The sequence below is a fragment of the Saccharopolyspora kobensis genome, assembly GCF_900108315.1.
Classification (GTDB): Bacteria; Actinomycetota; Actinomycetes; order Mycobacteriales; family Pseudonocardiaceae; genus Saccharopolyspora; species Saccharopolyspora kobensis.
This window is the reverse complement of sequence record NZ_FNVB01000009.1, coordinates 396,816-419,520: the sequence shown is the minus strand read 5'-3', so window position 1 is coordinate 419,520 and position 22,705 is coordinate 396,816. Positions and strand designations below refer to the sequence as shown.

The 22,705-nt window shown below is 71.3% G+C and carries 23 protein-coding genes; 5 read left to right on the top strand and 18 right to left on the bottom strand.

Features of this window, described 5'->3' with window-relative positions; genetic code table 11:
- Positions 1-157: 157 nt before the first annotated feature.
- Complete coding sequence (locus C4T78_RS29200; protein ID WP_093352035.1) at positions 158-721, bottom strand: TetR/AcrR family transcriptional regulator; 564 nt, start codon at positions 719-721, stop codon at positions 158-160.
- 30 nt (positions 722-751) lie between these two features.
- Between C4T78_RS29200 and C4T78_RS29195 the strand changes: the two genes are divergently transcribed.
- On the top strand, positions 752-1,729 hold the full coding sequence (locus C4T78_RS29195; protein ID WP_258958373.1) for an SDR family oxidoreductase: 978 nt from the start codon (positions 752-754) through the stop codon (positions 1,727-1,729).
- Positions 1,730-1,823: 94 nt separating this feature from the next.
- Here C4T78_RS29195 and C4T78_RS29190 read toward each other — a convergent pair whose 3' ends face one another.
- The 3 genes from C4T78_RS29190 to C4T78_RS29180 form a co-directional block, all read right to left on the bottom strand.
- Complete coding sequence (locus tag C4T78_RS29190; RefSeq protein WP_093352030.1) at positions 1,824-2,273, bottom strand: VOC family protein; 450 nt, start codon at positions 2,271-2,273, stop codon at positions 1,824-1,826.
- Positions 2,274-2,439: 166 nt separating this feature from the next.
- Positions 2,440-2,703, bottom strand: a complete 264-nt coding sequence (locus tag C4T78_RS29185; protein WP_093352028.1) for a DUF1905 domain-containing protein — start codon at positions 2,701-2,703, stop codon at positions 2,440-2,442.
- Between the two features lie 64 nt (positions 2,704-2,767).
- Entirely contained in the window at positions 2,768-3,190 is a 423-nt protein-coding gene (locus C4T78_RS29180; RefSeq protein ID WP_143185838.1) for a hypothetical protein, read from the bottom strand.
- Between the two features lie 119 nt (positions 3,191-3,309).
- Here C4T78_RS29180 and C4T78_RS29175 point away from each other — a divergent pair, with 119 nt between their 5' ends.
- Complete coding sequence (locus C4T78_RS29175) at positions 3,310-4,119, top strand: transporter substrate-binding domain-containing protein (protein WP_219915381.1); 810 nt, start codon at positions 3,310-3,312, stop codon at positions 4,117-4,119.
- A gap of 10 nt (positions 4,120-4,129) precedes the next feature.
- Here the strand turns inward: C4T78_RS29175 and C4T78_RS36595 are convergent, their stop codons facing one another.
- Positions 4,130-4,558 carry an ester cyclase gene (locus C4T78_RS36595; RefSeq protein WP_177247575.1) on the bottom strand — a complete coding sequence of 143 codons (429 nt, stop codon included), beginning with the start codon at positions 4,556-4,558 and terminating at the stop codon, positions 4,130-4,132.
- Positions 4,559-4,748: 190 nt separating this feature from the next.
- On the opposite strand from C4T78_RS36595, the gene panB reads away from it, so the two are divergent.
- A complete protein-coding gene (panB, locus tag C4T78_RS29165; protein ID WP_093352019.1) occupies positions 4,749-5,603 on the top strand; it encodes a 3-methyl-2-oxobutanoate hydroxymethyltransferase in 855 nt (284 codons plus the stop codon).
- A gap of 88 nt (positions 5,604-5,691) precedes the next feature.
- A complete protein-coding gene (locus C4T78_RS29160) occupies positions 5,692-6,573 on the top strand; it encodes an NmrA family NAD(P)-binding protein (protein ID WP_093352016.1) in 882 nt (293 codons plus the stop codon).
- Positions 6,574-6,779: 206 nt separating this feature from the next.
- Here the strand turns inward: C4T78_RS29160 and C4T78_RS29155 are convergent, their stop codons facing one another.
- Positions 6,780-7,757, bottom strand: coding sequence for a glutathione S-transferase family protein (locus C4T78_RS29155; protein WP_093352013.1), 978 nt, complete (start codon positions 7,755-7,757; stop codon positions 6,780-6,782).
- A gap of 236 nt (positions 7,758-7,993) precedes the next feature.
- On the opposite strand from C4T78_RS29155, the gene C4T78_RS29150 reads away from it, so the two are divergent.
- The gene (locus tag C4T78_RS29150) at positions 7,994-8,740 is read left to right on the top strand and encodes an SDR family NAD(P)-dependent oxidoreductase (RefSeq protein WP_093352011.1); all 747 of its coding nucleotides are present in this window, start codon (positions 7,994-7,996) and stop codon (positions 8,738-8,740) included.
- Between the two features lie 43 nt (positions 8,741-8,783).
- Here the strand turns inward: C4T78_RS29150 and C4T78_RS29145 are convergent, their stop codons facing one another.
- From C4T78_RS29145 to C4T78_RS29090, 12 genes are all read right to left on the bottom strand, one after another.
- Positions 8,784-9,203 carry a DUF4326 domain-containing protein gene (locus C4T78_RS29145; RefSeq protein ID WP_235863502.1) on the bottom strand — a complete coding sequence of 140 codons (420 nt, stop codon included), beginning with the start codon at positions 9,201-9,203 and terminating at the stop codon, positions 8,784-8,786.
- A 116-nt stretch (positions 9,204-9,319) separates the two neighbouring features.
- Complete coding sequence (gene npdG, locus C4T78_RS29140) at positions 9,320-9,985, bottom strand: NADPH-dependent F420 reductase (protein ID WP_177247574.1); 666 nt, start codon at positions 9,983-9,985, stop codon at positions 9,320-9,322.
- A 78-nt stretch (positions 9,986-10,063) separates the two neighbouring features.
- A complete protein-coding gene (locus C4T78_RS29135) occupies positions 10,064-11,497 on the bottom strand; it encodes an RNB domain-containing ribonuclease (protein ID WP_093352008.1) in 1,434 nt (477 codons plus the stop codon).
- 5 nt (positions 11,498-11,502) lie between these two features.
- The gene (locus C4T78_RS29130) at positions 11,503-11,691 is read right to left on the bottom strand and encodes a hypothetical protein (protein WP_093352006.1); all 189 of its coding nucleotides are present in this window, start codon (positions 11,689-11,691) and stop codon (positions 11,503-11,505) included.
- A gap of 112 nt (positions 11,692-11,803) precedes the next feature.
- Positions 11,804-12,265, bottom strand: coding sequence for a hypothetical protein (locus C4T78_RS29125; RefSeq protein ID WP_093151690.1), 462 nt, complete (start codon positions 12,263-12,265; stop codon positions 11,804-11,806).
- Between the two features lie 130 nt (positions 12,266-12,395).
- Entirely contained in the window at positions 12,396-13,409 is a 1,014-nt protein-coding gene (locus C4T78_RS29120; protein ID WP_093352003.1) for a C40 family peptidase, read from the bottom strand.
- Position 13,410: 1 nt separating this feature from the next.
- Complete coding sequence (locus tag C4T78_RS29115; RefSeq protein ID WP_093352001.1) at positions 13,411-13,989, bottom strand: hypothetical protein; 579 nt, start codon at positions 13,987-13,989, stop codon at positions 13,411-13,413.
- Between the two features lie 84 nt (positions 13,990-14,073).
- On the bottom strand, positions 14,074-15,981 hold the full coding sequence (locus C4T78_RS29110) for a hypothetical protein (protein WP_235863501.1): 1,908 nt from the start codon (positions 15,979-15,981) through the stop codon (positions 14,074-14,076).
- Positions 15,978-18,860 (bottom strand): ATP-binding protein, encoded by a 2,883-nt coding sequence (locus C4T78_RS29105; RefSeq protein ID WP_093351999.1) that lies wholly within the window; start codon positions 18,858-18,860, stop codon positions 15,978-15,980. Before C4T78_RS29105 ends, C4T78_RS29110 begins: the two co-directional genes overlap by 4 nt.
- On the bottom strand, positions 18,835-19,383 hold the full coding sequence (locus tag C4T78_RS29100) for a hypothetical protein (RefSeq protein WP_093351996.1): 549 nt from the start codon (positions 19,381-19,383) through the stop codon (positions 18,835-18,837). Before C4T78_RS29100 ends, C4T78_RS29105 begins: the two co-directional genes overlap by 26 nt.
- Before the next feature lie 3 nt (positions 19,384-19,386).
- Complete coding sequence (locus C4T78_RS29095; protein ID WP_093151701.1) at positions 19,387-19,683, bottom strand: hypothetical protein; 297 nt, start codon at positions 19,681-19,683, stop codon at positions 19,387-19,389.
- 562 nt (positions 19,684-20,245) lie between these two features.
- Positions 20,246-22,465 carry a DUF8728 domain-containing protein gene (locus C4T78_RS29090; protein ID WP_093351994.1) on the bottom strand — a complete coding sequence of 740 codons (2,220 nt, stop codon included), beginning with the start codon at positions 22,463-22,465 and terminating at the stop codon, positions 20,246-20,248.
- Between the last annotated feature and the right edge of the window lie 240 nt (positions 22,466-22,705).

Sequence of the window (22,705 nt, the reverse complement as noted above, 5' to 3'; positions counted from 1 at the left end):
GCAGCCGGCGGGGGCGTGACTTCCGCCAGTCGGAACGCCCAGAAGTCGCCCACTTCTCCGTGAACAGCGCCTTCTGGCCATGCTCGACGAGCACGGGAAGCGCGAGCGCAGAGGGTCTGCGCGCACGGTCTCAGGATCCGATCTGGAGACCAGGTGCTTAGACGGCGGTGACCTTGCGGAGGTCTTCGACGGCCGACAGGACGTGCGATTCGAGATCGTGCTCGTCCGCGTCGGCGAGCCACTGGGCGAAGCCGAACCGAAATGCGGCTACTCCGGCCGCAGCGGCGAGAGCGGCCTGGGGCTCGGATGCTCCTCGGTCGCGCAGCGCCTGCGCCATCGCCGCGCTCAACTTCGCGATCTTGGCCAGTTCGCGTTCCTGCAAGTCGGGGTGAGCGTCGATCGCGCCCTGCCGGCTTCGGGCCAGGGCACGCCGCTCGTCGAACCACGCGGTGGTCGCCCCGAACGCGGTGACGATGGCCTCGAGCGGCGCCAGATCCGGTGGCGCTGCGACCAGGGCGTCGACGACCAGGGCGATGAACTGATCCTGACCGGCGAAGAGCACTTCGCGCTTGTCGGCGAAGTACCGGAAGAAGGTGCGCTCGGTCAGTCCCGCGGACGCGGCGATCTCGGTAACGGTGATCCGGTCGTAGCCCCGGTCGGCGATCAGCTCCAGCGCGGCGCGCTGCAAGCGCCCCTCAGCATCCGGCTGCCAACGGCCCATTCCCGCAGTCTAGTGATGACAGTCGTTGACATGAAGCGCACGGCCATGTCAGTCTCTGACATCAATCCGCTGAAAGGGGTTCCCATGCGCGTCTTCGTCACCGGTGCGTCGGGCTGGGTCGGCTCCGCCGTCGTCCCCGAACTGGTCGCCGCTGGGCACCAGGTCACCGGCCTCGCCCGCTCGGAGGCTTCGGCGGCCGCCGTCACGGCTGCGGGTGCCACGCCGATCCGCGGCACCGTCGACGATCCCGAGGTGCTGCGCGACGCGGCTGCAGCGTCCGACGTCGTGATCCACCTCGCTTTCCCCGTCGACCTCGCCCACGCCGGGCGGATGGGCGACGCCGTCGCCTCCGACGTGGCCACGATCCAGACCCTGGGCGAGGCACTTCCCACCGGCGGCGCCATCGCGACCGCCACCGGCACTGCCGGACTCGCGCGAAACGGCGTCCCCGCCACCGAGCGAGATCGTCCCGCGGCGGACGCTCTGATCGCCGCGCGACAGCCCTCGGACGACGCTGCACTCTCCCTCACCGAGCGGGGTCTGCGTTCCTCTGTGCTGCGGCTGGCCCCGATCAACCACGGCGAGGGCGACAACGGGTTTCTCCCGACCCTCATTCAGATCGCCCGCGAGAAGGGCTTCTCGGGCTACCCCGGCGACGGGTCGGCACGCTGGTCGGCGGTGCACGTCCGGGACACCGCCCGGCTCTTCCGCTTGGCGATCGAGGCCGGGGCGACCGGATACCTGCACGCGGTGGCCGAGGAAGGCATCCCGCTGCGCCAGATCGCCCAAGCCATCGGTCGCCACCTCGATCTCCCGGTGCGCCCGGTGCCGATGAGCCGGGTCGACGAGCACTTCGGGTTCCTCGGGATGTTCCTCAAGTCCGACACCCCGGTCTCCAGCGCCCACACCCGAGAGGTCATCGGCTGGGTCCCCATCCAGCCAGGCCTGTTCGAGGAGATCGAGAGAGGCCACTACTTCGCCCCGGAGGCGACCGGCGACGGCTCCTGACCCCGGATTCCGCGCGAAAACGATGTTGCCCCCGCGGGTGCTGGCGATTTCGCGCGAGATCGCCAGCACCCCAAAGACGTCGAAGGTGCCCTCGTCACTGGCTTTCGTCGATGGTCGGCATCGGGTTGCCCGTGGGGTGCCAGGTTTCGAGGAAGGCCGGTTGGCGGGAGGCTTCGACCAGCTCGATCCGGGCTCCGATGGAGTCCATCCGGTGGTAGGCGAACGCCCTGCCGTGGGGGCAGCCGGAGAAGTCCTCGGGAATGCCGTGCTCTTCGAGGCGTTGGGCGCCTGCTCGGAGGTCGGTGGTCCAGTAGCCGAGGTGGTCGAAGCGGGCTCCCGCCGTGGCGTCCCACGGGCTGCCCGGTGGGCCTTCGATGAGTTCGACGAACGGGGCCCCGCCCTTGGTGAAGACGATGCGGTAGCGCCAGTCGCCGAGTTCGCCGGTCTGCGGTTCGTGCCACTCGACACCGGCCGCGTTCTCGAAGTCGCGCATCGCGCGTTCGAGGTCGGGCACGACGAAGCACACGTGGTAGAAAGCCGTCACCTGGCCAGGATCTCATCAGGCCGGGTGGAGCGGTTCGGCTCGCGGGAGGGAGGTACCCCCAGAACCCTCCCTCCCGCGTCCACGCACTCCCGCCCTTTTAGACGTTGTGATCCGCTTTTGGTTGCAGCTTTCTTTTCACCGTTTTTCACACCGTCGAACCCGCAGGTCAGAGGCGCTCCAGGAGGCGGATCACGACCTCGTCGCCGGGCTGCTTGCCGATCTTGTCCCGGATCCCGGCCTTCACCGGGAGCTTGTGCGTGCCGTCGCCCAGCGCCATGAAGGAGCTCTGGAACGGCTCGCCGTCGATCGTGCCGCGGACCTTCACCAGGCCGCGCGTGCCGAAGTACTCCACCGATCTCGGCCAGACCACGTAGGTCCAGCCGCCCGGGTTCGGGCTCTTCCGCAGTTCCGCGGTGAACGTCTCATCCATGGCAGACCTCCTCGTCGTGCACGGGTAGACCACCGGGCGGGGCGGAACTCATCGGTGGCGGCGCTCATGCGTTGCCGTTGCCGAGTTCCGCGCACGACGTCGGGTAGTCCGCCGGGATCTGGGCGTTCGCGGCGGAGATGGCCAGCACCGATGCGAGCGCGCTCGCGGCCAGCATCACGACGACGCCGACCGGGATCACCAGTCCGAGCGCCGAGTCCGGGGCCCATCCCCTGCCGATCAGGCGCATCGCGAGGCGGCGGCCGTTCGCGAACAGCAGGGCGCCCACCGGCACCAGGAGGAAGTTGATGCCGACCACCATCGGGAAGACCACGAAGTTGAACGTGATGCCGCCGCTGGCATCGTCCAGCTCGCACTCGTCCCACAGGTCGGCGATCAACCGCAGGTCGACCCAGGCCAGCAGCAGCGCCACCGGAAGGGCCCCCGCCGCCGCGACTCCCGCCCAGAAAGCTCCCGACCTGATCCTCACCCGTGCATCCATGTCATTGGGACGCGCGAGCCGGGGCGCGGTTCCGCGGGGTGATCAGCACTGGCTTTTGCCGGTGCGAGCGGTTATGCATGTGCGGCGAAGATCGAAAGGTGGGCGGCATGCGGTGGAAGCGGTTCGGGATCGGGTTGGTCGTGGCCGGTGTCGTCGCGGTGAGCGCGTCGTGCGCTCCGGCGCCGGAGGCCGCCGCGAACCGGTTGGACGAGGTCGTGCAGCGCGGTGAGCTGCGGGTGTGCAGCACCGGGGACTACCGGCCGTTCACCTACCGCGACGAGACCGGCAGCCACCAGAACCCCGACGACGCGTGGAGCGGCATCGACATCGACATGGCGCGTCACCTGGCCGAGCAGCTCGGGGTGCGGGCCACCATCGTGCCCACCACCTGGAAGACGCTGGTCGAGGACTTCACCGCCAAGTGCGACATCGCCGTCGGCGGAGTGTCGATCACGCTGGACCGCGCGCGGGAGGCGTTCTTCAGCACCGCCTACGCGGTGGACGGCAAGACGCCGATCACCCGCTGCGAGAACGCCGCGCGGTTCCAGACGCTGGAGCAGATCGACCAGCCCGGCGTGCGGGCCGTGGTCAACCCCGGTGGCACCAACGAGAAGTTCGCCAGGGCGAACCTGAAGCGGGCCACCATCGTCGACCACCCGGACAACAACACGATCTTCCAGCAGATCATCGACGGCAAGGCCGACCTGATGATGACCGACGCCGCCGAGACGCGCTGGCAGGCCAAGCAGCACCCGGAGCTGTGCTCGGTGCACCCGGAGCAGCCGTTCACCTTCAGCGAGAAGGCCTACCTGCTGCCGGCGGGCGACGTGGTGTTCCAGCAGTACGTCGACCAGTGGCTCAACCTCGCGATGCACGACGGCACCTACGACCGGATCGCCGAGCCCTGGATCGGCTGATGCCGGACGCTCAGGCGCGCCGGGCCGCGGCCTGCTCGACCAGGCCCAGCTGGTTGAGCAGGGTCAGCTGGTCGTAGTAGATCTCGCCGCCGATGACCCGGCCGTGCTCGTCGTAGCGCAACGTCTCGCAGAACGCCATGTCCATCTGGCGGCCGGTCGGCGCGCGCCCGCCGAGCCTGCCGTCGTTCGTCCCGCGACCGTGGAAGTAGGCGACCGAGAAACCGGGGCCGTCGACGTAGGACGCGCCGATCGCCCGCGCGTCCGAGAACCCGGCGATCCACTCCCCCAGCCACTCCTCGAACTGGGCCAGCGTGTGCATGGTCCCGCGCCGCGGGTGGTCGATGTAGGCGAACTCGGTTCCGACGTAGTGGTCGATCTCGTCCAGCCGGCGCTCGTTGAACAGCTCGTGCAGCTTGCGGTGGGTGTCCTGGTTGCGCATCGCAGATTCCTCCCGCCCCCGGATGCTCCGCCCGCACCGGGCGGCGGGCCAGGGGCGAAAGCCTCCCGGTGTGACGTTGCTCCGCGAGGTATCGGCGCAACCGCCGGAGCGTGCGACGCTTTCAGGTGCAACCATCCACGACGACCCGGGGACCTGCCGAGCAGGCCTCGAGGGAATAGGACGGTCAACGATGACTGCTGCCCAGAACCAGGGCGAAACGGCTGCACCGTACGGCTCGACCCCCGCCAAGCGGCGGGTCCGCATCCACCACCTGCAGCAGCTCAAGGAGCGCGGCGAGGCCTGGCCGATGCTCACCTCGTACGACATGTACACCGCGCGGATCTTCGACCAGGCCGGGATCCCGGTGCTGCTGGTCGGCGACTCGGCCGCCAACAACGTCTACGGCTACGAGTCCTCGCTGCCGGTGACCGTGGACGAACTGCTGCCGCTGGTCCGCGCCGTGACCCGCTCCGCCGAGCGCGCGCTGGTGGTCGCCGACCTGCCGTTCGGCTCCTACCAGGCCTCGCCGGAGCAGGCGCTGACCACCGCGACGCGGTTCATGAAGGAAGGCCGCGCGCACGCGGTCAAGCTGGAGGGCGGGCGCCGCTACGCCCCGCAGATCGAGGCGCTGGTCTCGGCCGGAATCCCGGTGATGGCGCACATCGGCTTCACCCCGCAGAGCGAGCACGGTCTCGGCGGGTACCGGGTGCAGGGTCGCGGCGACGCGGCCGAGGAGCTGCTGGCCGACGCGCTGGCGGTGCAGGAGGCCGGTGCGTTCGCCGTGGTGCTGGAGATGGTGACGGCGGAGGCCGCCAAGCACGTCACCGCTGAGCTGCGCATCCCGACGGTCGGCATCGGCGCCGGCCCGGACTGCGACGCGCAGGTGCTGGTGTGGACCGACATGTCGGGCATGAACACCGGCCGCACGGCGCGCTTCGTCAAGCGCTACGCCGACCTGGGCGGCATCCTCGCCGACGCGGCCACCCGCTTCGCCGAGGACGTCCGCGGCCACACCTTCCCGGCAGCGGAGCACTCCTTCCACTGACGCGGTCGCGGGGGCTTCCCGACCGGAAGCCCCCCGCGGCGCCGATTGAGGTCAGGATCCGACCGCGATCGGCCGTAGCGTCCCTGGCATGGGACCCCGCAAGAAGATCATCGTCACCACGCCCACCGGACACGTGGGCTCCCGGGTCGTGCAGCTGCTCCTGCAAGCGGGCGTGCGCCCGACGTTGCTGATGCGCGCACCGGACAAGCTCGACGCGGCAACGCGCGACCGGGTCGACGTCGTGCCGTGCGACCAGGGAGATGCGGACGCCGTCGTTCGCGCGACGCAGGGCGCCGACTGCCTCTTCTGGGTGGACCCGCCCACCCCGGACGACGACCCGGCCGCCGGTTACGCCCGCATGGGCGCGAACGCGGCGCGGGCGGTTCGGGAGAACGGCATCGCCCGCACCGTGTTCCTCAGCAGCGTCGGCGCGGAGAAGCGCCGCGGAGTCGGTGAGATCGACGGGCTGGCCAGGACGGAGGAGCTGCTGAACGAAACCGGGGCCGCCGTGCTGCACCTGCGCTGCGGCTACTTCTTCACCAACCTGTTCATGGAGCTCGATGACCTGCGCAGAGGCGTGCTCCGCACGCCGTGGCCGCTCGACTTCTCGATGCCGTGGCTCGATCCCCGCGACATCGGCGAAGTCGCGGCGGCGAGGCTGCTCGCGGACAGCTGGTCGGGGGCCGGTGTGCAGGCCGTGCACGGTCCCGAGGACCTGACCTTCTCGCAGGTGGCCGAGGTCCTGAGCCGCGCGATCGGGCGCGAGGTGCGCGCCGAACGCATCTCCGACGACGACTTCCGCGCTTCGCTGCGCGCAGCCGGTTTGAGCAGCGGGCAGGTCGAGGGCATCGTCGGCATGTCGGTCGGGCAGCGCGAGAACTTCGTCCCCGAGGACGAGCGCAGCCTCATCACCACCACGCCGACCACGCTCGCGGCCTGGGCTCACGCGCACCTCCGTCCCGCGCTCTGACGCCTCGCGCGGGGAGCCTGGTCGACCCCGGCTCCCCGCCTCGCCCACGGTTGCCAGGCTTCGAGCTGCTCCAGGATCTCGTCCAGCCGCTCGGAGCCGCGTCCAGCAGCGCTGCGCATCACCGCGGGCATCAGATCGGAGGCGTCGAAGCCAAAGCCTGCGGATCTCCGCGACGATCCTCGGATCGACCTCGCCGCCAGGACGGGCTAGGCAGGCGGGGTGCCGTCGCCGAAAGGCCTGCCGCCCAGGGATTCCCGGCCGTGCGGGGTGTGCCAGCCGGACGGGTCCGGGCCGAGCGGCACGATCCCCGTCGGGTTGATCTGGTTATGGGTGGCGTAGTAGTGCCGCTTGATGTGGTCGAAGTCCACCGTGTCGCCGAAACCGGGGGTCTGGAACAGGTCGCGGGCGTAGGCCCACAGCACCGGCAGCTCGGTCAGCTTCTGCCGGTTGCACTTGAAGTGCCCGTGGTAGACGGCGTCGAAGCGGACCAGCGTGGTGAACAGCCGCACGTCGGCCTCGGTGATCGCGTCGCCGACCAGGTAGCGCTGCCCGGCCAACCGCTCGGAGAGCCAGTCCAGGCGGGCGAAGAGGCGCTCGAAGGCCTCCTCGTAGGCCTGCTGCGAGGTGGCGAAACCGCAGCGGTACACGCCGTTGTTGACGTCGCGGTACACCAGCGCGTTGACCTCGTCGATCTCCGCGCGCAGGGGTTCCGGGTAGAGCTGCGGGGCGCCTTCGCGGTGGTGATCGGCCCACTCCCCGGACAGGTCCAGGGTGATCTGCGGGTAGTCGTTGGTGACGACCTTGCGCTCGGCGACGTCCACGATCGCCGGGACCGTGTACCGGCCGGTGAAGCCGGGATCGGCGGCCAGGTACGCCTCCGACAGGTAGGCGATCCCGGTCACCGGGTCGCGGCCGTCCGGGTCCAGGGAGAACCGCCAGCCGCGCTCGTCGCGGATCGGGTCCACGACGCCCAGCGACAGCACGTCCTCCAGCCCCAGCAACCGGCGCACGATCACCGACCGGTGCGCCCACGGGCAGGCCAGGCTCACCACCAGCCGGTACCGGTCCGGTTCCACCGGCCACCCGGAAGAACCGTCCGCGGTGATCCGGTCGGTGAACCGGTTCGCCTGCCGCACCCACTCGCCGCGCTGCGACGTCTCCGCCCCGAACTGCGCCTCGGCCATGCCGCCACCCTAGGCCCGCGACGCCCCGGAGTTCAGCCGAAACCCCGCCATCCCACACCCTGGACCCGAGGCGTCCGGGTGACGGAAGGCAATTTCAATTGAAATCAGACGTCTGATTTCAATTGAAATTGCGGAAGGTCGCGAGGCAGACGCCGGTCGGCGGGCCGTGGACGGCCTTCGCGGCCGGGTTCCATCGGGGTTCCCCGCGGGTGTTCGGGGTGCTTAGGGTTCCGGGCATGGATCTGGATCTCTCCGGGCGGTGCTTCATCGTCACCGGCGCCAGCAAGGGCCTCGGCTTCGCCACCGCTCGGGCGCTGGTCGACGAAGGCTCGCACGTCGTCGTCTCGTCCTCCTCGGCGGAGAACACCGCCGCTGCCGTCGCCGAGCTCGGCGACCGGGCTCGTGGGCTCGCCGCGGACCTCACCGACCCCACCTCGCCGCGGCGGCTGATCGACCACGCGCGGGAGCAGTTCGGGCGGCTGGACGGGTTGTTCGTCAGCCACGGCGGCCCGCCCGCCGGGATGCCGAGCGGCTTGGACGACGACACGCTGCGGCGCGGTCTGGAGATCGCCACCATCGCGCCGATCCGGATGGCCCGCGAGGTCGCCGCCGAACTCGGCGACGGCGGCTCCGTCGTCGTCCTGACCTCGACCTCGGGAGCGGAACCGCTGACCGGCCTGGCCAGCTCCAACGTCGCGCGACCGGCCACCCAGGGCTTCGTCAAGGACCTGGCCACCGAGGTCGGCCCGCGCGGCGTCCGGGTCAACGCCCTGCTGCCCGGGCGCTTCGACACCGAACGCGCCCGCACGATCGCGGCTGGCGACCCGAAGGCGCACGAAGCCGCCGTGCAGGCCGCGGCGCTGCGCCGCTCCGGCGACCCGGCCGAGCTCGCCGCCGTCGCGGTCTTCCTGCTCTCGCCCAAGGCCTCCTACGTCACCGGAGCGGCCTGGACGGTGGACGGCGGCCGACGCGCCGAGATGTGACCACCCGGGTGGACGTCGTTTTCGCGCGAGATCGACGCGTCGCTCAGCCCGCGCGCTTGGCGAGGACGTCGGCGTGGCAGGGCTTCGGGGCGCACCAGCAGCCCAGGGCCCGGCCGGAGAGCTCGCCGTCGCGGAGCTTGGCCAGCAGGTTCGGCTGCTCGTCGAGCCACTGCTCGTAGTGGTGGACCATCGCCTCGCGGTCGACCTTGGCCTCCTTCAGGAACGGGCTGGCGAACTCCGACTCCGGCCAGGAGTGCCGCGGCCCGGCGTGCCCGACGTAGGTCAGCAGGCCGGACTCCTCCAGCCACGGCACCAGGTGCTTGTGCGGGCCGCTCTTGCGGACGTTGACCACGACGGCGTGGCCGTCCAGCAGGGCGTCGGCCCGTTCCCGCTCGTCGTCGGTCCAGGAACTCGCTTCATCCGGCAGCACCGCCACCACCTCCGCCGCCCAGGGTCCCGCCACCCCGATCCCCCGACAACAACGCCCGTCACCCGGAGAGGCGTCAATTTCGTGCGGGATCGACGCCCCCGCGAGTGAGGTGGCTACCGGGGGCGAGGGATTCGGGTGGCCGGGGCGGCTCAGATGTCGGTGATGCGCAGGCCTGCGTGGGCCTTGTAGCGGCGGTTGATCGCGATGAGGTTCGCCGTCAGCGCCTCCACCTGGTGGGCGTTGCGCAGGCGGCCGCCGTAGACGCCGCGCACGCCGGGGATCACGCCCGCCAGGGCGCGGACCACGTCGGTGGCTTCGCGGTCGTCGCCGAGCACGAGGACGTCCAGGTCGACGTGGTCGACGCTCAGGTCCGCCAGCGCCACCGCCGAGACGTGGTGGAATGCGGCGGTCACCCGCGACTCCGGCAGCAGCTGCTCGGCCTGCTGGGCCGCGCTGCCCTCCGGCACCGGCAGGGCGAACGGGCCCTTCTTGTCGAAGCCCAGCGGGTTCACGCAGTCGACCACGATCTTGCCCGCCAGCTGCGACCGCAGGGACTCCAGCAGCTCCGCGTGGCCCTCCCAGGGCACCGCCGCCAGCACGATGTCGGCGGACGCCGCGCAGCCCGCGTTGTCCTGGCCGGTGACGTCACCGCCGGCGATCTCGACGATCTCCTTCGCCGCCTGCTCGGCTCGGTCGGCGCTGCGGGAGCCGATGACGACCTTCAGCCCCGCCCGGGCCCACCTGATCGCCAGCCCGCGGCCCTGCGCACCGGTTCCGCCCAGGACCCCGATGGTCATCTCCCGCACCTCAGCCACCACTGGCCCCTTTCGTCGTCGTCGACTCCTCACCGTCAACGATCGACCGGCGCGCGGGAATCCGCCACGGGGTGTGCGTCAGGCCACTTCGAACGCGACCTCGCGGCGCTCGGGGTCGGCCACCACCAGCCGCACCCGGACCTGCTGGCCCTCGCCGAGCCCGTCACCGGTGCAGCGCGCGATGACCGGAGGCGCCGCCACGAACACCTCGCCCGCCACTCCGTTCGAGGCGCGCAGCACGGTGGCCGGGAACTCCTCACCCACGCGCGACACCAGCGACCACGCCTGCGCCTGGGCGATGCAGGCCCGCTCCACCTGGCCCGCCATCCGGTCGGAGCTGCCCATCGCCGAGGGCAGCTGCGCCAACGCCTCCAGCACCCATCCGGGCACCGGCCGGTCCTCGGCCACCGCCAGGCACACCTCAGCGCTGTAGCGGTCGACCAAGCGCCGCAGCGGTGCCGTGACGTGCGCGTACGACGCACCGATGCCGGCGTGGTTGGCCTTCGCGGGCGCGCCGTCGCCGAAGGCGGTGTAGCCGGCTCCGCGCAGCAGCCGCGTCGCCGCCACGTGCACGGCGAGCGATTCGGGCCGGATCGGGTCCATCTCGGCCAGCGCCACCGCGGGCGGGAGGTCGACCGGCCACGCCACGCCGAGCCGGGTCGCCGAGCGGCGCAGTCCGGCGACCGTCTCCGGCTCCGGATCGGGCACCGTGCGCAGCACCCCGATCCCGGCGGACAGCATCATCTCCGCAGCGCACATCCCGGTCAGCAACGAGATCTCCGCGTTCCACGCCTCGACCACCAACCGCGGCCGCAGCACCAGCCGCCAGCCGCCCGCCCCGTCGGATTCCACCTGCTGCTCGGGCAGCCCGAGCTCGATCGCGCCGCGCCGCATCGCCTGCTCCCGGCGCAACCGGCCGACGTCGGGCAGCAGCGCGATCGACGGGTGCGGGATGCCCAGCTCCAGCGACCGCTGCACGCCGTCGTAGTCGAGCTGCGCCACCGAGCGCACCAGCGCGCGGCGGACGTCCACGCGCACCGGCAGCCCGTCCGGGTCCAGGTCGATGGTCCACAGCACGGCCGCGCGCACCTGCCCCGGTAACAGGCTCGCGGCGTCCTCGGACAACCGCGCCGGGTGCAGCGGGACGTTGCCGTCGGGCAGGTAGAGGGTCTGGCCGCGGCGGCGGGACTCCGCGTCCAGCGCACCACCGGGGAGCACGAACGCCGCCACGTCGGCGATCGCGTAGTGGATCCGGTAACCGCGGCGGCGGCGCCGCACCAGCACCGCCTGGTCGAGGTCCTTGGCCCCGGGCGGATCGACGGTGACCAGCGGCAGGTCGGTGGCGTCCACGCGGGAGCCGGTGGGCACCGGCTGCGCCACGGTGCGCTCGACCTCGGCCAGCGCGGCGGGCGGGTAGTCGGCGGGCAGCCCCAGTTCGGTGCGGATCGCCGAGAAGTCCTGCGCGGCAGCGGCGACTCCGGTGCCACTCGGTGGACCCACCGCCGCCGCCACGAGGCTCAGTCCTCGTCTTCTTCCCAGCGCACGTCGGCCTCGTCGGCCGCCTTGGTGCGCTCCGCGGCTATCTCCAGCGCGCGGGCCGCGGTCTCCTGGTCCGGGTACGGCCCCAAGCGCTCAGCGGCTCGGCAGCCGGCCTTCGGCTCGACCTGCCGGTGCTTCAGACAGAAGTACCACCTTCCGCGGGGCATGCACCGAGCCTCGCACGACTGCGCGCGGCTGTCACGCTCCGCGCACCGACTGGACCGGGATGTCCGAATGGCGGCAGCCCCCGGTCATCGTGCGCAGCGGAGCCTCAGCGGTTCACCAGGCGGGCGGTGGCGGGGCGGCCGGGGTCGGCTGCTGCCCGCCCGGGGTCTGCCGCGGGATCGGGTCCAGGCAGGACACCAGCACCTGCTGGGACTCCGGGTTGTCGACCCGACGCCCGTCGCGCATCCGGTACTCCAGCTCGCCGTCGTCACCGACCTCAACCGTGCAGCCGACCTCGGCCAGCTGGTCGTCGTCGAGGTCCACCAAGCGCTCGTAGCGGGACGGCACCACCCGGTAGACCGGCCACTGCAGGTGTCCGAACGCCTGGTGGAACTCGGCGAGCAGGTTGCTCATCTGCTGCTGCCACGGCAGCGGCATGGCCTCGGCCAGCGAACGCGGCAGCACCGCGTAACCGGGCTCCACGCCCGGCAGCCGCCGGTGCGAGAGGTAGTCGCCGAGCGGCGTGCTCGACGCGGGCGGACCGGACGGCCGCGGAATCGGGTCTGGCGTGAACATCGTGCACCCTTTCCGAGAACTCGCGCGGACGCGGGTGAGCGCTCCACCCACTTCGCCGGGCCCTCGGTTCCGCTGCGGGACCCGGCCGAACCGCGCGTTCTCAACGTCAGCAGGCCCCCGCCATTCTTACCTAACCTTCGCCACCCGCGGCAGGAACGGCAGCCACCTGCGGTGGCGTGTCGGCGGCCGGCCGGACCACCATCGGCAGCAGCTCGCCGCCGTCCCACAACGTCTCGATCTCGACGGACTCGCCGGGCTGCGGGGCGTGCAGCACCTTCTCGTCGCCCAGGTACAGCGCCACGTGGTGGATGCCCTTCGGGTCCCGGCCGCTGCCCCAGAACACCAGGTCACCGGGCTGCGCCTGGTTCAGCGGGATGTGCACGCCGCCCTGGAAGTACTGCGTCTGCGAGTACTTCGGGATCTCCACGCCGGCGGCCTTCCACGCCTGCTGCGTCAGGCCCGAGCAGTCGAAGGTGTCCGGTCCCGCCGCGCCCCACACGTACGGCTTGCCCAGCTGCGCGTGCGCGTACTGGAGGGCCTGCGAGCCCAGCACGCTCGCGCTCGGCAGGTCGTCGCAAGCGGTGATGCCGCTGATGTCGCCCTCCGCGCTCACCAGGTGCGCGGCCATCGGCTCCCACTGGTGGTAGCGCAGCGGGAACGCCGAGCGCTCCACCTTCTGGGCGGCGGTGCCGGGGCGCATCTCCTCCCAGCCGGGGACCTCCAGGAGCACGTCGTAGAACTTGTTGATCTGGTAGTCCACGTCGGTGACCTGCTGCACGGTTCCCCAGCCCATGGACGGCCGCATCTGGAAGATGCCCAGCGAGTCCCGGTCGCCGTGGTAGAGGTTGGCCAGGTTGGACTCGGTCTTGCCCGCCTGGATCGCGATCTGCCAGGCGCGCGGCGGCAGGCCGCGCTGCTGGCCGATCTCGATGATGCGCTGCACGATGCCGAGCGACTCGCCCGACAGCTTCGCGGCGTCGCGCTGCCCGCGCTCGGCACCGTCGCCCCACGGCCCGAGGCTGGAGCTGCAGCTGGACCAGCCGGCGCGGCCACCGCCGCCGGACAGCAGCATCGTCACCGCGCCCACGCCGATCAGACCTGCGAAACCCGCGAGCACGACGAACGCAACCACGAGCTTCCGCATGTCAGCCTTCCTTGTCGTACTGGGCCACTCGCCAACCGAACCTGGTCTTGGTCACGGTCACCTGGAGCACGCCGATGTCGGTGGGGAGGCGCACTTGCATCGCTCCCCCGGTCGAGCTGACCGCGGTCGCCACGCCGGTGATCACGTTGCCCGCGTTCGCGGGATCCACCGAGGCCATCTCGGTGATGAACTCGTCGGTGGTGTAAGGCCGCAACTTCGCCAGCCACTGCTGGCGGTCCGCGCCGACGGGGTGGTCCACCCACGCCTTGCCCCACTCCTCGACCACCGCGACCCCGGCGGGGTCCGGAGGGGTCTGCGCGGGCGGGTCCGCGGGCACCGAGATGGTCGGCGGCGCCTTGGTCGGCGTCGGCGGCACGACCGCGGAGTGCGCGGGCGGTTCGCTGGTGGCCGGTTCGGCCAGGTTCTGGCTCGGCGGCGGTTCGGGGAGCACGAAACCGACCAGCGTCGCCACGACGGCGAGCGCGACCACCGCCGCGGCCAGGTGCTTGGGCGAGCGCAGCGGCCAGCCCCACAACCTGCGGTACACCGCGGCTCGCCCGCGGTGCGTCCGGATCGGCATCAGGCCCCCTTCTTCCGGCTGTCCTCGGCCCGGCGGCGCTCAGCCGCCCGCACCGCCACGCAAAACGAGCCCATCGAGAGCTTGTCAGCCATCGGCCACCTCCAGACCTCTGGACGGGCGGTAGACCACGTAGACCGGACGGCCGGCGACGACCTCCATCTCCGCGCGCCGCGGGGTCGCGGGCTCCGGTCCGGTGATCGGGGAACCGGCGGTGCGCGACGGGATCAGCACCGGGTCCTCGTCGACGCCGTCCCACTTGGCGTCCGCCACCGGGTTGGTGTCGACGACCCGGCTGGTGCTGCGGGCCTCCGGCAACGCGGGCATGCCGCCCGGCCGACGCGGTGACGCCGCAGCGGGCAGCACGGCGCTGGCTCCGGCTCCGGCCGCCACCGCGGCGGAGCCGCGGTCCAGCCGCTGCGCGGTGGCCGCGACCGTCGACGGGTGCTGCGCTTCGGGGCGGGCGCGCCAGCGCTCCCGCGAGTCCTCCGCGTACTCGGCATCGGGGTCCATGCCGCGCGCCCGGTCCCAGAAGTTGCCCGTCTCGTCGTCCTGCGACCGCCCGCGCCGGAACCGGGAGAAGATGCCCTGCGGTGCGCGCGGCACCGCGCGGCCGACGGTGCCGACCGACAGCTGGACCATCTGCCCGATCCGCCGGACCGGCTTGGCCACCATCAGGAACACCGCCGTCACCAGCGCAGCCAAGAGGATCTGGACCAGCGGGGCGAATCCGCGAGTTGGTTCGAAGATCCAAGTCAGGATCAGCGTGTGCAATCCGGCCATGGCCGCGACCATCACCACGTTGAGCACCGCCGCGCCAGCGACCCGGCCAATGGTGCGCAGGACCTGGTGATAGAGCAGTGCGACCAGGCCGATCAGCGGGCCGGCGAGGATCAGCACCCGGAGCAGTACCTGCGCGAGCAGGATGGTGGCCTTCGCCAGCAGCTGGAAGGACGCGTAGGAAAGCGCCTGCACGGTGGCGAGCATTCCGGCGCCCACGCGGCTGCCGTCCACGCCCTGGAAGTAGCCGTAGGCGCTGGAGCCGCTGAGCTTGCCCGCAACGTCTGCAAAGGCCTGCTTCTTCGGCTCCGTCGAACCGGCATCGGCACCGTCTTTGGCCTCCTGCTTCGTCCACGACTGGGCGCGCAGCAGGTCACGACCGAGTTCCTTGGCCTGCGGCGAGTCGGCAGAGCCGAACTCGCCGCTCAGCCAATTGCGGTAGACGACCTGGTCGTGCAGCAACGTCGGCAGCGCATTGGCCTCGTCGACGCCCACTTCTTCCAGGAACCCGGCTTGCACCGCCGAAGTCCCGGTGATCAGGACGTCGTCGAGGGCGTGCGTGTACACCAGCGGGGTCAGATAAGTCGCGGAGGCGAACCAAAGCCCGGCCAGCGCCCACATCCCCCGCTTGCCGATGGACGCCAGGTCACCGGTCCAGATGTAGCGGAACAGCACGATCGCCAGCACCAGTGCGACCAGGCCGAACCAGGGCGTGAACACGCTGTCGTAGAGCGCCACAGTGCCAGTGGCGATCATTTCGTCCAGCGGGTTCATCAAGTCGCCGTCGAGCAGCGCGTAATGCAGACCGTTCGTGGCACCGACCAGGACCTTGGCAACGTTGAACAGCTCGTTGCCGACCCAGGTGTCGACCGTGGCGTTCGGGTTGGTCACACCCTGCGGGCCGCAGCCCAGGTCGTAGGTGTGCCAGACCAGCCCCGCGTAGCCGACCTCGTGGTAGGCACTCCCCGGCACACCAACCCCGATCGGCGCAGGGTCCAGGGCGCCGACCATGCCGGAGCCGGGGCGTTCGGGGTTCGGCGCCTCCTTGCAGTTGAACGGCTGGCCGAAGGCCGGGGCGCCGATCAGCGCCTGGAGCGCGAGCAGCCCGGCCACCAGCGCGAACGCACTGCGCTTCGCCCCGTCACGTCCCTTGCGGCGGCGCCGCAGCACCACCACGATCACCGCGGCCAGCGCGACCGCCAGCAACGCGATCACCGGGCGTCTTCCCCACCCCGCTCGCCCACGGGGGTCGAGCGGTCGCTGCCGTCATCGCCATAGCCGATGCCGACGGTTTCGAGCTCGAATTCGTCGAAGGTCTCGTCGAGATCTTCCTGGTAGTCCGCGGGCGACCGGAGCGCGGGCGCGGCGGAGTCGGAGTTGGCCCCGTCCGCGGGCTGCAGCGCGCGCGGTTCCACGTCCTCGTCCGCGGCCGGTGTGGTGTCCAGCGCGTTGCGCAGGTGCTCCAGGTGCGGTCCGGAGAAGTCGATGCGGATCTTCTCCACGCCGCCGGCGCCGTCGCCGAAGATGAACTGCCGCGGCGAGCGGTCCCGCTCGGTGCTGTTGCGCGCCGGGCCGGGCCGGCGGCCGAGAGCGGCCACCACCTGCTCGTAGCCTGCGCCGACCGGCACCTTGAGCAGCCGCAGCGCGTCGGCCTGCGCGTGCTCGTCGTCCAGGCGGCCGATGAACACCGAGTCCAGCAGCGACACGAAGCCCTGGATGCGCAGGAAGTCGGCCGGGATCTGGCTGGACAGCAGGACGCGGACGTTCCACTTCCGGGAGTCGCGGGCGAACCGGTTCATCAGCACGCGGCCGGTCGGCACCTCGGAGAGGAAGAACGCCTCGTCGATCCAGACGCCCTTGCGCTCGTTCTTGGGGCGCTCGTAGATGGACCGCTGGGTCAGCCAGGCGGCCAGGTTGAGCATCTCCACGCCGAGGGCTTCGGCGTCGGTCCAGTGCTCGCGCCCGACGCCGTCCTTGGGCAGCGCCAGGCCCGCCATGGTCAGCACGGTGAGCCGGTCCTCGCGGCGCTCGGAGTACGGGTCGGCGTTGATCTCCGGGATCAGCAGCGACATCCGCTCCCGGATCTCGTCCAGGAAGTCGGCGACCACCACGGCGTGCTCGTGGTGCTCGCTGGCGTCGCGGCGCAGCGCCTCGAAGACCATGCCCGGGTGGGCGTCGGGGCGACCGCCGACCGCGCGGACCGCGCGCAGCAGCACGATCCGGGTCTGCGGCAGCCGGGCCACCTCGTAGGGCAGCAGTCCGGTCAGCACGTCGAGCACCAGGCGGCGGCGGGTGGCGGCGGCCAGCGCGCGCTCGCGCCGCCAGCTGCGCTCCGGGTCGTCCTCGTCGACGAAGTGCTCCAGCTCGGGCTCGGCGACCACCCGGTACGGGTTGAGGATGCCGGGCTGGGCGTTGAGCAGGTTGATCGGCCGCGCGTAGGGCCGCAGTTCCGGCAGCTCGCACAGCGCGGCCAGCGGCCCCGAGGGGTCCAGCAGCGTCCAGTGCGCCCCGGATCGCAGCGTCTTGTAGACGGTGCCGCCGCCGAGGAACGACTTGCCGCCACCGAGACCGGCGACGATGGCCGTCAGACCGGAGGCGTCGCGGACCTCCTGGGCCATCCACGGGTCCCAGGCGACCGGGCGCCGGGTCGCGGTGCAGGTCTCGCCGAGCAGGATGCCGCGCCGGTCGCCGACCTCCGCAGTGGCCTGCGGGACCGCCGACGCCGCCCACACCACCGAACCGCGGCGCAGGTAGGCGCTGTTGGCCAGCGGCTCGCCCGGGATGAACTCGCGGGCCAGCGCGTACTGCGCTTCGGGGTGCTCGATGGCGATCTTCGGCTTGTACAGGTCGAGGATCTGCTGGGCCAGGCGCAGCGCGTCGCGCTCGGTGGGGCCGGACACCGCCAGCCGCCACCAGGACTTGACCCGGGTGGCCAGCGCGGTGAACCCGGAGGTCATCTCGTCGTCGACCTCCAGCACCCGGTTGGCCTGCCGGGCCAGCGAGGTCGGCGGCTCCAGGCCGTGCTCCTCGGTGTAGTGCCGGACCTGCGAGCGCACCTTGTTCATCTGGCGCTGCAGCTCGCCGCCGACGTCCTCCGGGCGGCGCACGTAGATCCGCGCGGACCACTCCACCGGCGCGGGCATCCGGTCGGAGTGCTGCATCCACGGGTCGTCGATCTCGGGGATCTGCAGGCCGTGGGTCTGCCCGACGGTGAGCACCGCGAGGTGCCGGACGATGCCCGCGTTGGACCCGGTGCGGCCGCGGACGGTGACCGTCGGCGCGTACGGGTCCTGGTGCATGTCGGAGGCGTCGGTGAACGACGCGAGGTCCTCGGGCTCCCACGGGGCGCCGGGCACCGCGGGCAGGTTGCGCGGCGCGGGCAGGCCCAGCGAGCACGAGCGGTGCATCAGCCAGGAGATCTCCTCGGCGGTCACCGGGCGACCATCGAGCCCGGCCGAGCCGATGACCTGGTCGAGGTGCTCGATCTCGCTGTCCAGCGCGATGAGCTCGGCGTCCACGGCTTCCGGGAACACCTTGCGCAGCAGCGGCGCGGCGCGCTCCACGGCGCGGTCCACGACGTTGCGGGTCTGCACCTGGACGCCCAGGTAGACCTCCTTCTCCGCCATCGACCGGCCCATCAGCTGCTGCTGCTCGCCGACCATGTAGTCGTCGAAGGACAGCGCGCCGGGGGTGTCCGGGACGGGGTTGCGCGCGTTGTGCACGTGCGCCTCGGCCCACATCCGGATCGGGTAGGGCCGGTTGGTCACCCGCAGGTGCATCCAGCGGCCCTGCAGCTCGGCGTACTGGCCGGCGATCGCGGCGATCAGGTCCTGGCGCTGGGAGTCCGAGCGGAACGACCAGCGCTGCGGGGAGAGCCGGTACCAGGCGAACACGTCCTGGCCGGTGCGCAGCAGGTGACCGTCGATGGACCGCGCCGCGATGGACGGCGTGTAGGTCGGGATCGACTGCTCGTCACCCGGCGTGCGGCCGCGTTTGCCGGGATTTCCCTTGGGACTGCGAACCTTGCCGTTCGAACCGCGGGGACCCGGGACCTGTTGCGTGTTGCGCTCACGGCCTCGCCGGCGACCGAACACCGCGAACCTCCTTGCTACGCGCTCGCCTGCTGGAAACCGTGCTGCGGGCCGCCGGTTTGCCGGACCGGACGGGCCGCTGCGGCTGCTGCTGCCGCTGGGGTCGGCCGCGCTGGGCCTGCTGCTTCGGCGCCTTCCGCCGGCCGGCGGACTTCGGCTTCGGGCGGGGCCGCTGGGCCTGCACCCTGATCCGGGCCGCGCTGGCCGCGCCACCGGTGCCGGAGCTCTTCGCCCGGGGAGCGGTGAGCTCGCGCAGCCACATCGTCATCACCGCGCCGAGCGGCCGCTCGTGGCCGATCTTCGCGCAGATGATCCGGGTGAGCACGACCGTGATGACCACCGCCCAGGCGGTGGAGAAGAAGCCGAAGCCGATGTTCATCCGGCGTTCCACTCCGAGCACGATCAGGAACACCACGATGCCCACGCCCCAGGCGACGTAGCGCGCCCGCCACGGGAAGGTCGCCCGCGGTGGGCCGAGCCAGACCGCGTCGACCCGGTAGATCTCGTCGTCGGTGCGTATTCGCACTGGTCAGCCCCCGGAGCTGAACAGGCCGGCGATGAACGTCCCGATGTTGACCCCGGCGTTGGTGGTGACCGCCAGGCCGATGATCGCCAGCGCGACGATCACACCGCCGACGCGCCGCATGACCCCGGCGTTGTCGCCCTTGCCACCACCGAGCCACAGCAGCAGGATCGCGACGGTCAGCAGCAGCAGCGGGAGCAGGTTCTCGAGGATCCAGCCCTGAATGCCGCCGGTGCCCAGCTGTCCCGGTTGTTGCGCCAGTACGTCCAGTTGCGCCAGTGTGTCCAGCGACGTGGCGATCATCTCTTTACCCCTGAGTGCGCGGAGTGTCGTCGGGCCGGTACCTCAGCGCGCCGGTGGTGATCCGGCGCGCAGGTACGAGTAGAACATGACATGGTCACCAGAAGTAGTGGTTGCGAGTTCGGGAGTGGCGGGAGGCGGAGGTGCCGACCGGGTGCCATCACGCCGCGAATAGGCCGTTCGGGGATGCCGCTTTCGGCCCACCATCGGGAAAAACGCGCTCACCAGGTCGGTTCCCGCCTGGAATCTCGTGGCTGTTCACCCGCTTGCGAACCCCTTCGTTACGCATCGTGCACGACTCGGTCATCCAGTGGATTTCCGCACATCGCGTCATGATGCACCCGACCGGATCACGCGAATGTGAAGTCGCGGAGCGGGATCGGGCTGAAGTGATCTAGACGCGATGCCTCAGCGTAGCTGCCCGTGCACAGCGACCGACGGGCAGGGCCACCGTCCGAGCGACCCGTGAGTGCACAGTGGACGGTTCACCTGCCCGGATCCGGGAAGCCGAACGCCCCGACCGCTGGCCGGGGCGTTCGGATCAGGATCTTCGCAGTTCAGAGGCTCACTGCACGGCCCAGTAGGTGTAGGCGGCGTAGTCCGGGTACGGGCCCAGGAATTCCTGCAGCGGGCCGAGTTCGATGGTCAGCGTCGGCTCGGTGACCAGTTCCGCCGGGATGGTGAAGGTGGTCTCCGCCCAGCCGCGCGGGTCGGCCTCGAACTCCCAGGTGCCCACCGTCTCGCCGTTCGCCCGGACCTGGACCGCGCGGGAGCCGGTCGGCTCGCCCGCCGCCGGCTCGGTCGCGTCGACGCGCCCGACGATGGTCAGCTCCTGGCCGGGCACCAGGTTCTCGAAGGTGAAGGACTCGCCGCCGACGACGTGCCTGCCGCTGTCCACCACGTCGCCGCCGTCCGGGCCGGTGATCGTGCGCAGGTGGGTGCGCGGCTGGAAGCCCTGGTGCGCCGGGACGACCTGGTAGTCGTGCCGTTCCTCGTCGCGCAGGTCGGCGACGTTGAGGCGGTCGCGGATCTGCCCGGCGGGCTGCCGCAGCGGCAGGTCGCCGGAGCCCAGCGCGTCCCACTCGGCTTCGTAGATCGTCACCTTGCTGCAGAACCGCGCCGCCTGGCAGGCGGATCCGCCGCTGGGCGTGGTGTAGGAGAACCGCGGCGACTTCAGCTCGAAGGTGATCAGCTCCCGGCCGAACAGGCCGCCCTCGCCGAGGCCGTGCACGCTCCACGAGTTGAAGATGACGAAGTAGTCCGGCCTGCGGTCCTCCGGCAGGTACTTCAGCTCCTCGTAGAGGCTGCCGGGGCCGTGCAGGTTCGGGGTGGCGAAGCCGTTGGTGGCCAGGCCGATCAGGTCGACGATGTAGCGCTCGGAGAAGTAGGCGGGCGCGCCGACGTCGTTGACCGCGACCCTGGCGTCCTGCGGCAGGTGCCCCTTGATCCAGTTGCTGATGGTGACCTGCTGGTCCCGGATGCCCGCGGCCTGCTGGGACTGCCGCAGGCTCCAGGCGGGCAGCTGGGAAGCGCTGAACAGCAGCGCCACCACGACACCGCCGATCAGCACCGAGCGCCGCGCGGTCGGGAACAGCTGCGCCGCGGAGTGGATCCCGATGACGGCGAACAGCAGCAGGACCGGCAGCAGCGGCTGCACGTAGCGCATGTGGTGGACGTCGGCGAACTCCAGCGTCGACACCGACGCCAGCACCAGCACCACGCCGATGCCGACCGCCAGCGACAGCCCGCGCCACTGCGGAGCCCGGCGGAACAGCCCGACCACGCCGAGGATCGCGAGCAGCAGCGCGCCGGGGAAGACGTAGTCGTAGGTGGTCAGCCCGGTGAACGCGGTCAGGAAGATGCGCAGGTTGGTCAGCGCCTTGTCCGCGACCTCGAGCGGGTACACGGCGGGCATGTGCAGCAGCGACTTGGCCAGCACGCCGTTCTGCTCCGCCGAACCGGTCACGATCCGGTAGAAGGCGAACTGCGCCACCGCGGCGTACGCGGGCAGGCCGATCCACAGGACCCGGCCGAGCACGCGCAGCCACGGGGCCTTGGTGCCGCGCGCGTGCGCGACGATGTGCCAGACCATCGCCACGCTCAGCACGGCGGCGAACACCAGCAGCTCGGTGCGGGTCAGCGCCGCGGCCACCGCGACCACGGGCGTCCACCGGAAGCGGTTCTCCGCGCGCTCGCCGGTGAACACCAGCAGCAGCGCGACGAGCAGGAAGGCGACGAACGCGATCTCCATGCCGCTGGTGGCGCCCCAGGCCAGCGGGCCGCTCAGCGCGACCAGCAGGCCGGTGCTGATGCCGACGCCGCGGCCGGCGAGCCGGGTGCCGAGGCGGTAGGTCAGCGCGGCGGTCAGCGCCAGGGACAGCGCGCCGAAGAGCATCGCGAACGGCAGGAACGCCGAGCCCGTCACGCCCAGCGCGTAGGCACCGCCGAGGATCAGCACGTAGAGCAGGCTGCTCGCGCCGGTGCTGATCGGGTCACCGGTGTTGTACTGCAGGAAGTGCCCGCTGCCGATCTGGCGCGCGTACTGCAGGTGGATGTAGGCGTCGTCGACCGGCGGGATGAAGTTCCACTGGTTGTAGGCCAGGTTCACGACCAGGAACAGCACGCTGACCAGCAATGAGAGCCCGCCGATCAGCCACGCGGTGGCGTCCCGGAACGGACGTCCGGCCGGCTGCGGGCCGGTGCTGGTCCCGACCTCGGTCCCACCGGCCGACCCGGCCGGGATCTCGTCGTGCTCCCCGGCGCTGGGCGCCGCGAATCTCGTCATGGCTCGCTCTCCGGAAGAGGTGTATCAGCGCGCGCTGCGACCGCGCGCGAAAGAAAGGAGTGGTGGCGCCTGCTGGCGGCGGAATGTCCGGGCGGCGTTGCAGGTCCGTGAGGACGACGTGGTCGTCCGACATCGAGCATCCGATGCTAAGAACCCAACGCCGTCACCCTCCGCATCCGCGCGGGATACCCCTCGCAAAACGCCCATCCCACGCAGATCGAGATTAACCCGTCCGAGTCG

What these genes read in the sequence shown, in the direction of transcription:
- C4T78_RS29200 (WP_093352035.1), bottom strand. Translation starts at nt 721, where the DNA reads ATGGGCCGTTGGCAGCCGGATGCTGAGGGGCGCTTGCAGCGCGCCGCG.
- C4T78_RS29195 (WP_258958373.1), top strand. Translation starts at nt 752, where the DNA reads ATGAAGCGCACGGCCATGTCAGTCTCTGACATCAATCCGCTGAAAGGG.
- C4T78_RS29125 (WP_093151690.1), bottom strand. Translation starts at nt 12,265, where the DNA reads ATGTTCACGCCAGACCCGATTCCGCGGCCGTCCGGTCCGCCCGCGTCG.
- C4T78_RS29150 (WP_093352011.1), top strand. Translation starts at nt 7,994, where the DNA reads ATGGATCTGGATCTCTCCGGGCGGTGCTTCATCGTCACCGGCGCCAGC.
- C4T78_RS29155 (WP_093352013.1), bottom strand. Translation starts at nt 7,757, where the DNA reads ATGGCCGAGGCGCAGTTCGGGGCGGAGACGTCGCAGCGCGGCGAGTGG.
- C4T78_RS29185 (WP_093352028.1), bottom strand. Translation starts at nt 2,703, where the DNA reads ATGGATGAGACGTTCACCGCGGAACTGCGGAAGAGCCCGAACCCGGGC.
- C4T78_RS29090 (WP_093351994.1), bottom strand. Translation starts at nt 22,465, where the DNA reads ATGACGAGATTCGCGGCGCCCAGCGCCGGGGAGCACGACGAGATCCCG.
- C4T78_RS29160 (WP_093352016.1), top strand. Translation starts at nt 5,692, where the DNA reads ATGGGACCCCGCAAGAAGATCATCGTCACCACGCCCACCGGACACGTG.
- C4T78_RS29175 (WP_219915381.1), top strand. Translation starts at nt 3,310, where the DNA reads ATGCGGTGGAAGCGGTTCGGGATCGGGTTGGTCGTGGCCGGTGTCGTC.
- C4T78_RS29130 (WP_093352006.1), bottom strand. Translation starts at nt 11,691, where the DNA reads ATGCCCCGCGGAAGGTGGTACTTCTGTCTGAAGCACCGGCAGGTCGAG.
- C4T78_RS29095 (WP_093151701.1), bottom strand. Translation starts at nt 19,683, where the DNA reads ATGATCGCCACGTCGCTGGACACACTGGCGCAACTGGACGTACTGGCG.
- C4T78_RS36595 (WP_177247575.1), bottom strand. Translation starts at nt 4,558, where the DNA reads ATGCGCAACCAGGACACCCACCGCAAGCTGCACGAGCTGTTCAACGAG.
- panB (WP_093352019.1), top strand. Translation starts at nt 4,749, where the DNA reads ATGACTGCTGCCCAGAACCAGGGCGAAACGGCTGCACCGTACGGCTCG.
- C4T78_RS29120 (WP_093352003.1), bottom strand. Translation starts at nt 13,409, where the DNA reads ATGCGGAAGCTCGTGGTTGCGTTCGTCGTGCTCGCGGGTTTCGCAGGT.
- C4T78_RS29115 (WP_093352001.1), bottom strand. Translation starts at nt 13,989, where the DNA reads ATGCCGATCCGGACGCACCGCGGGCGAGCCGCGGTGTACCGCAGGTTG.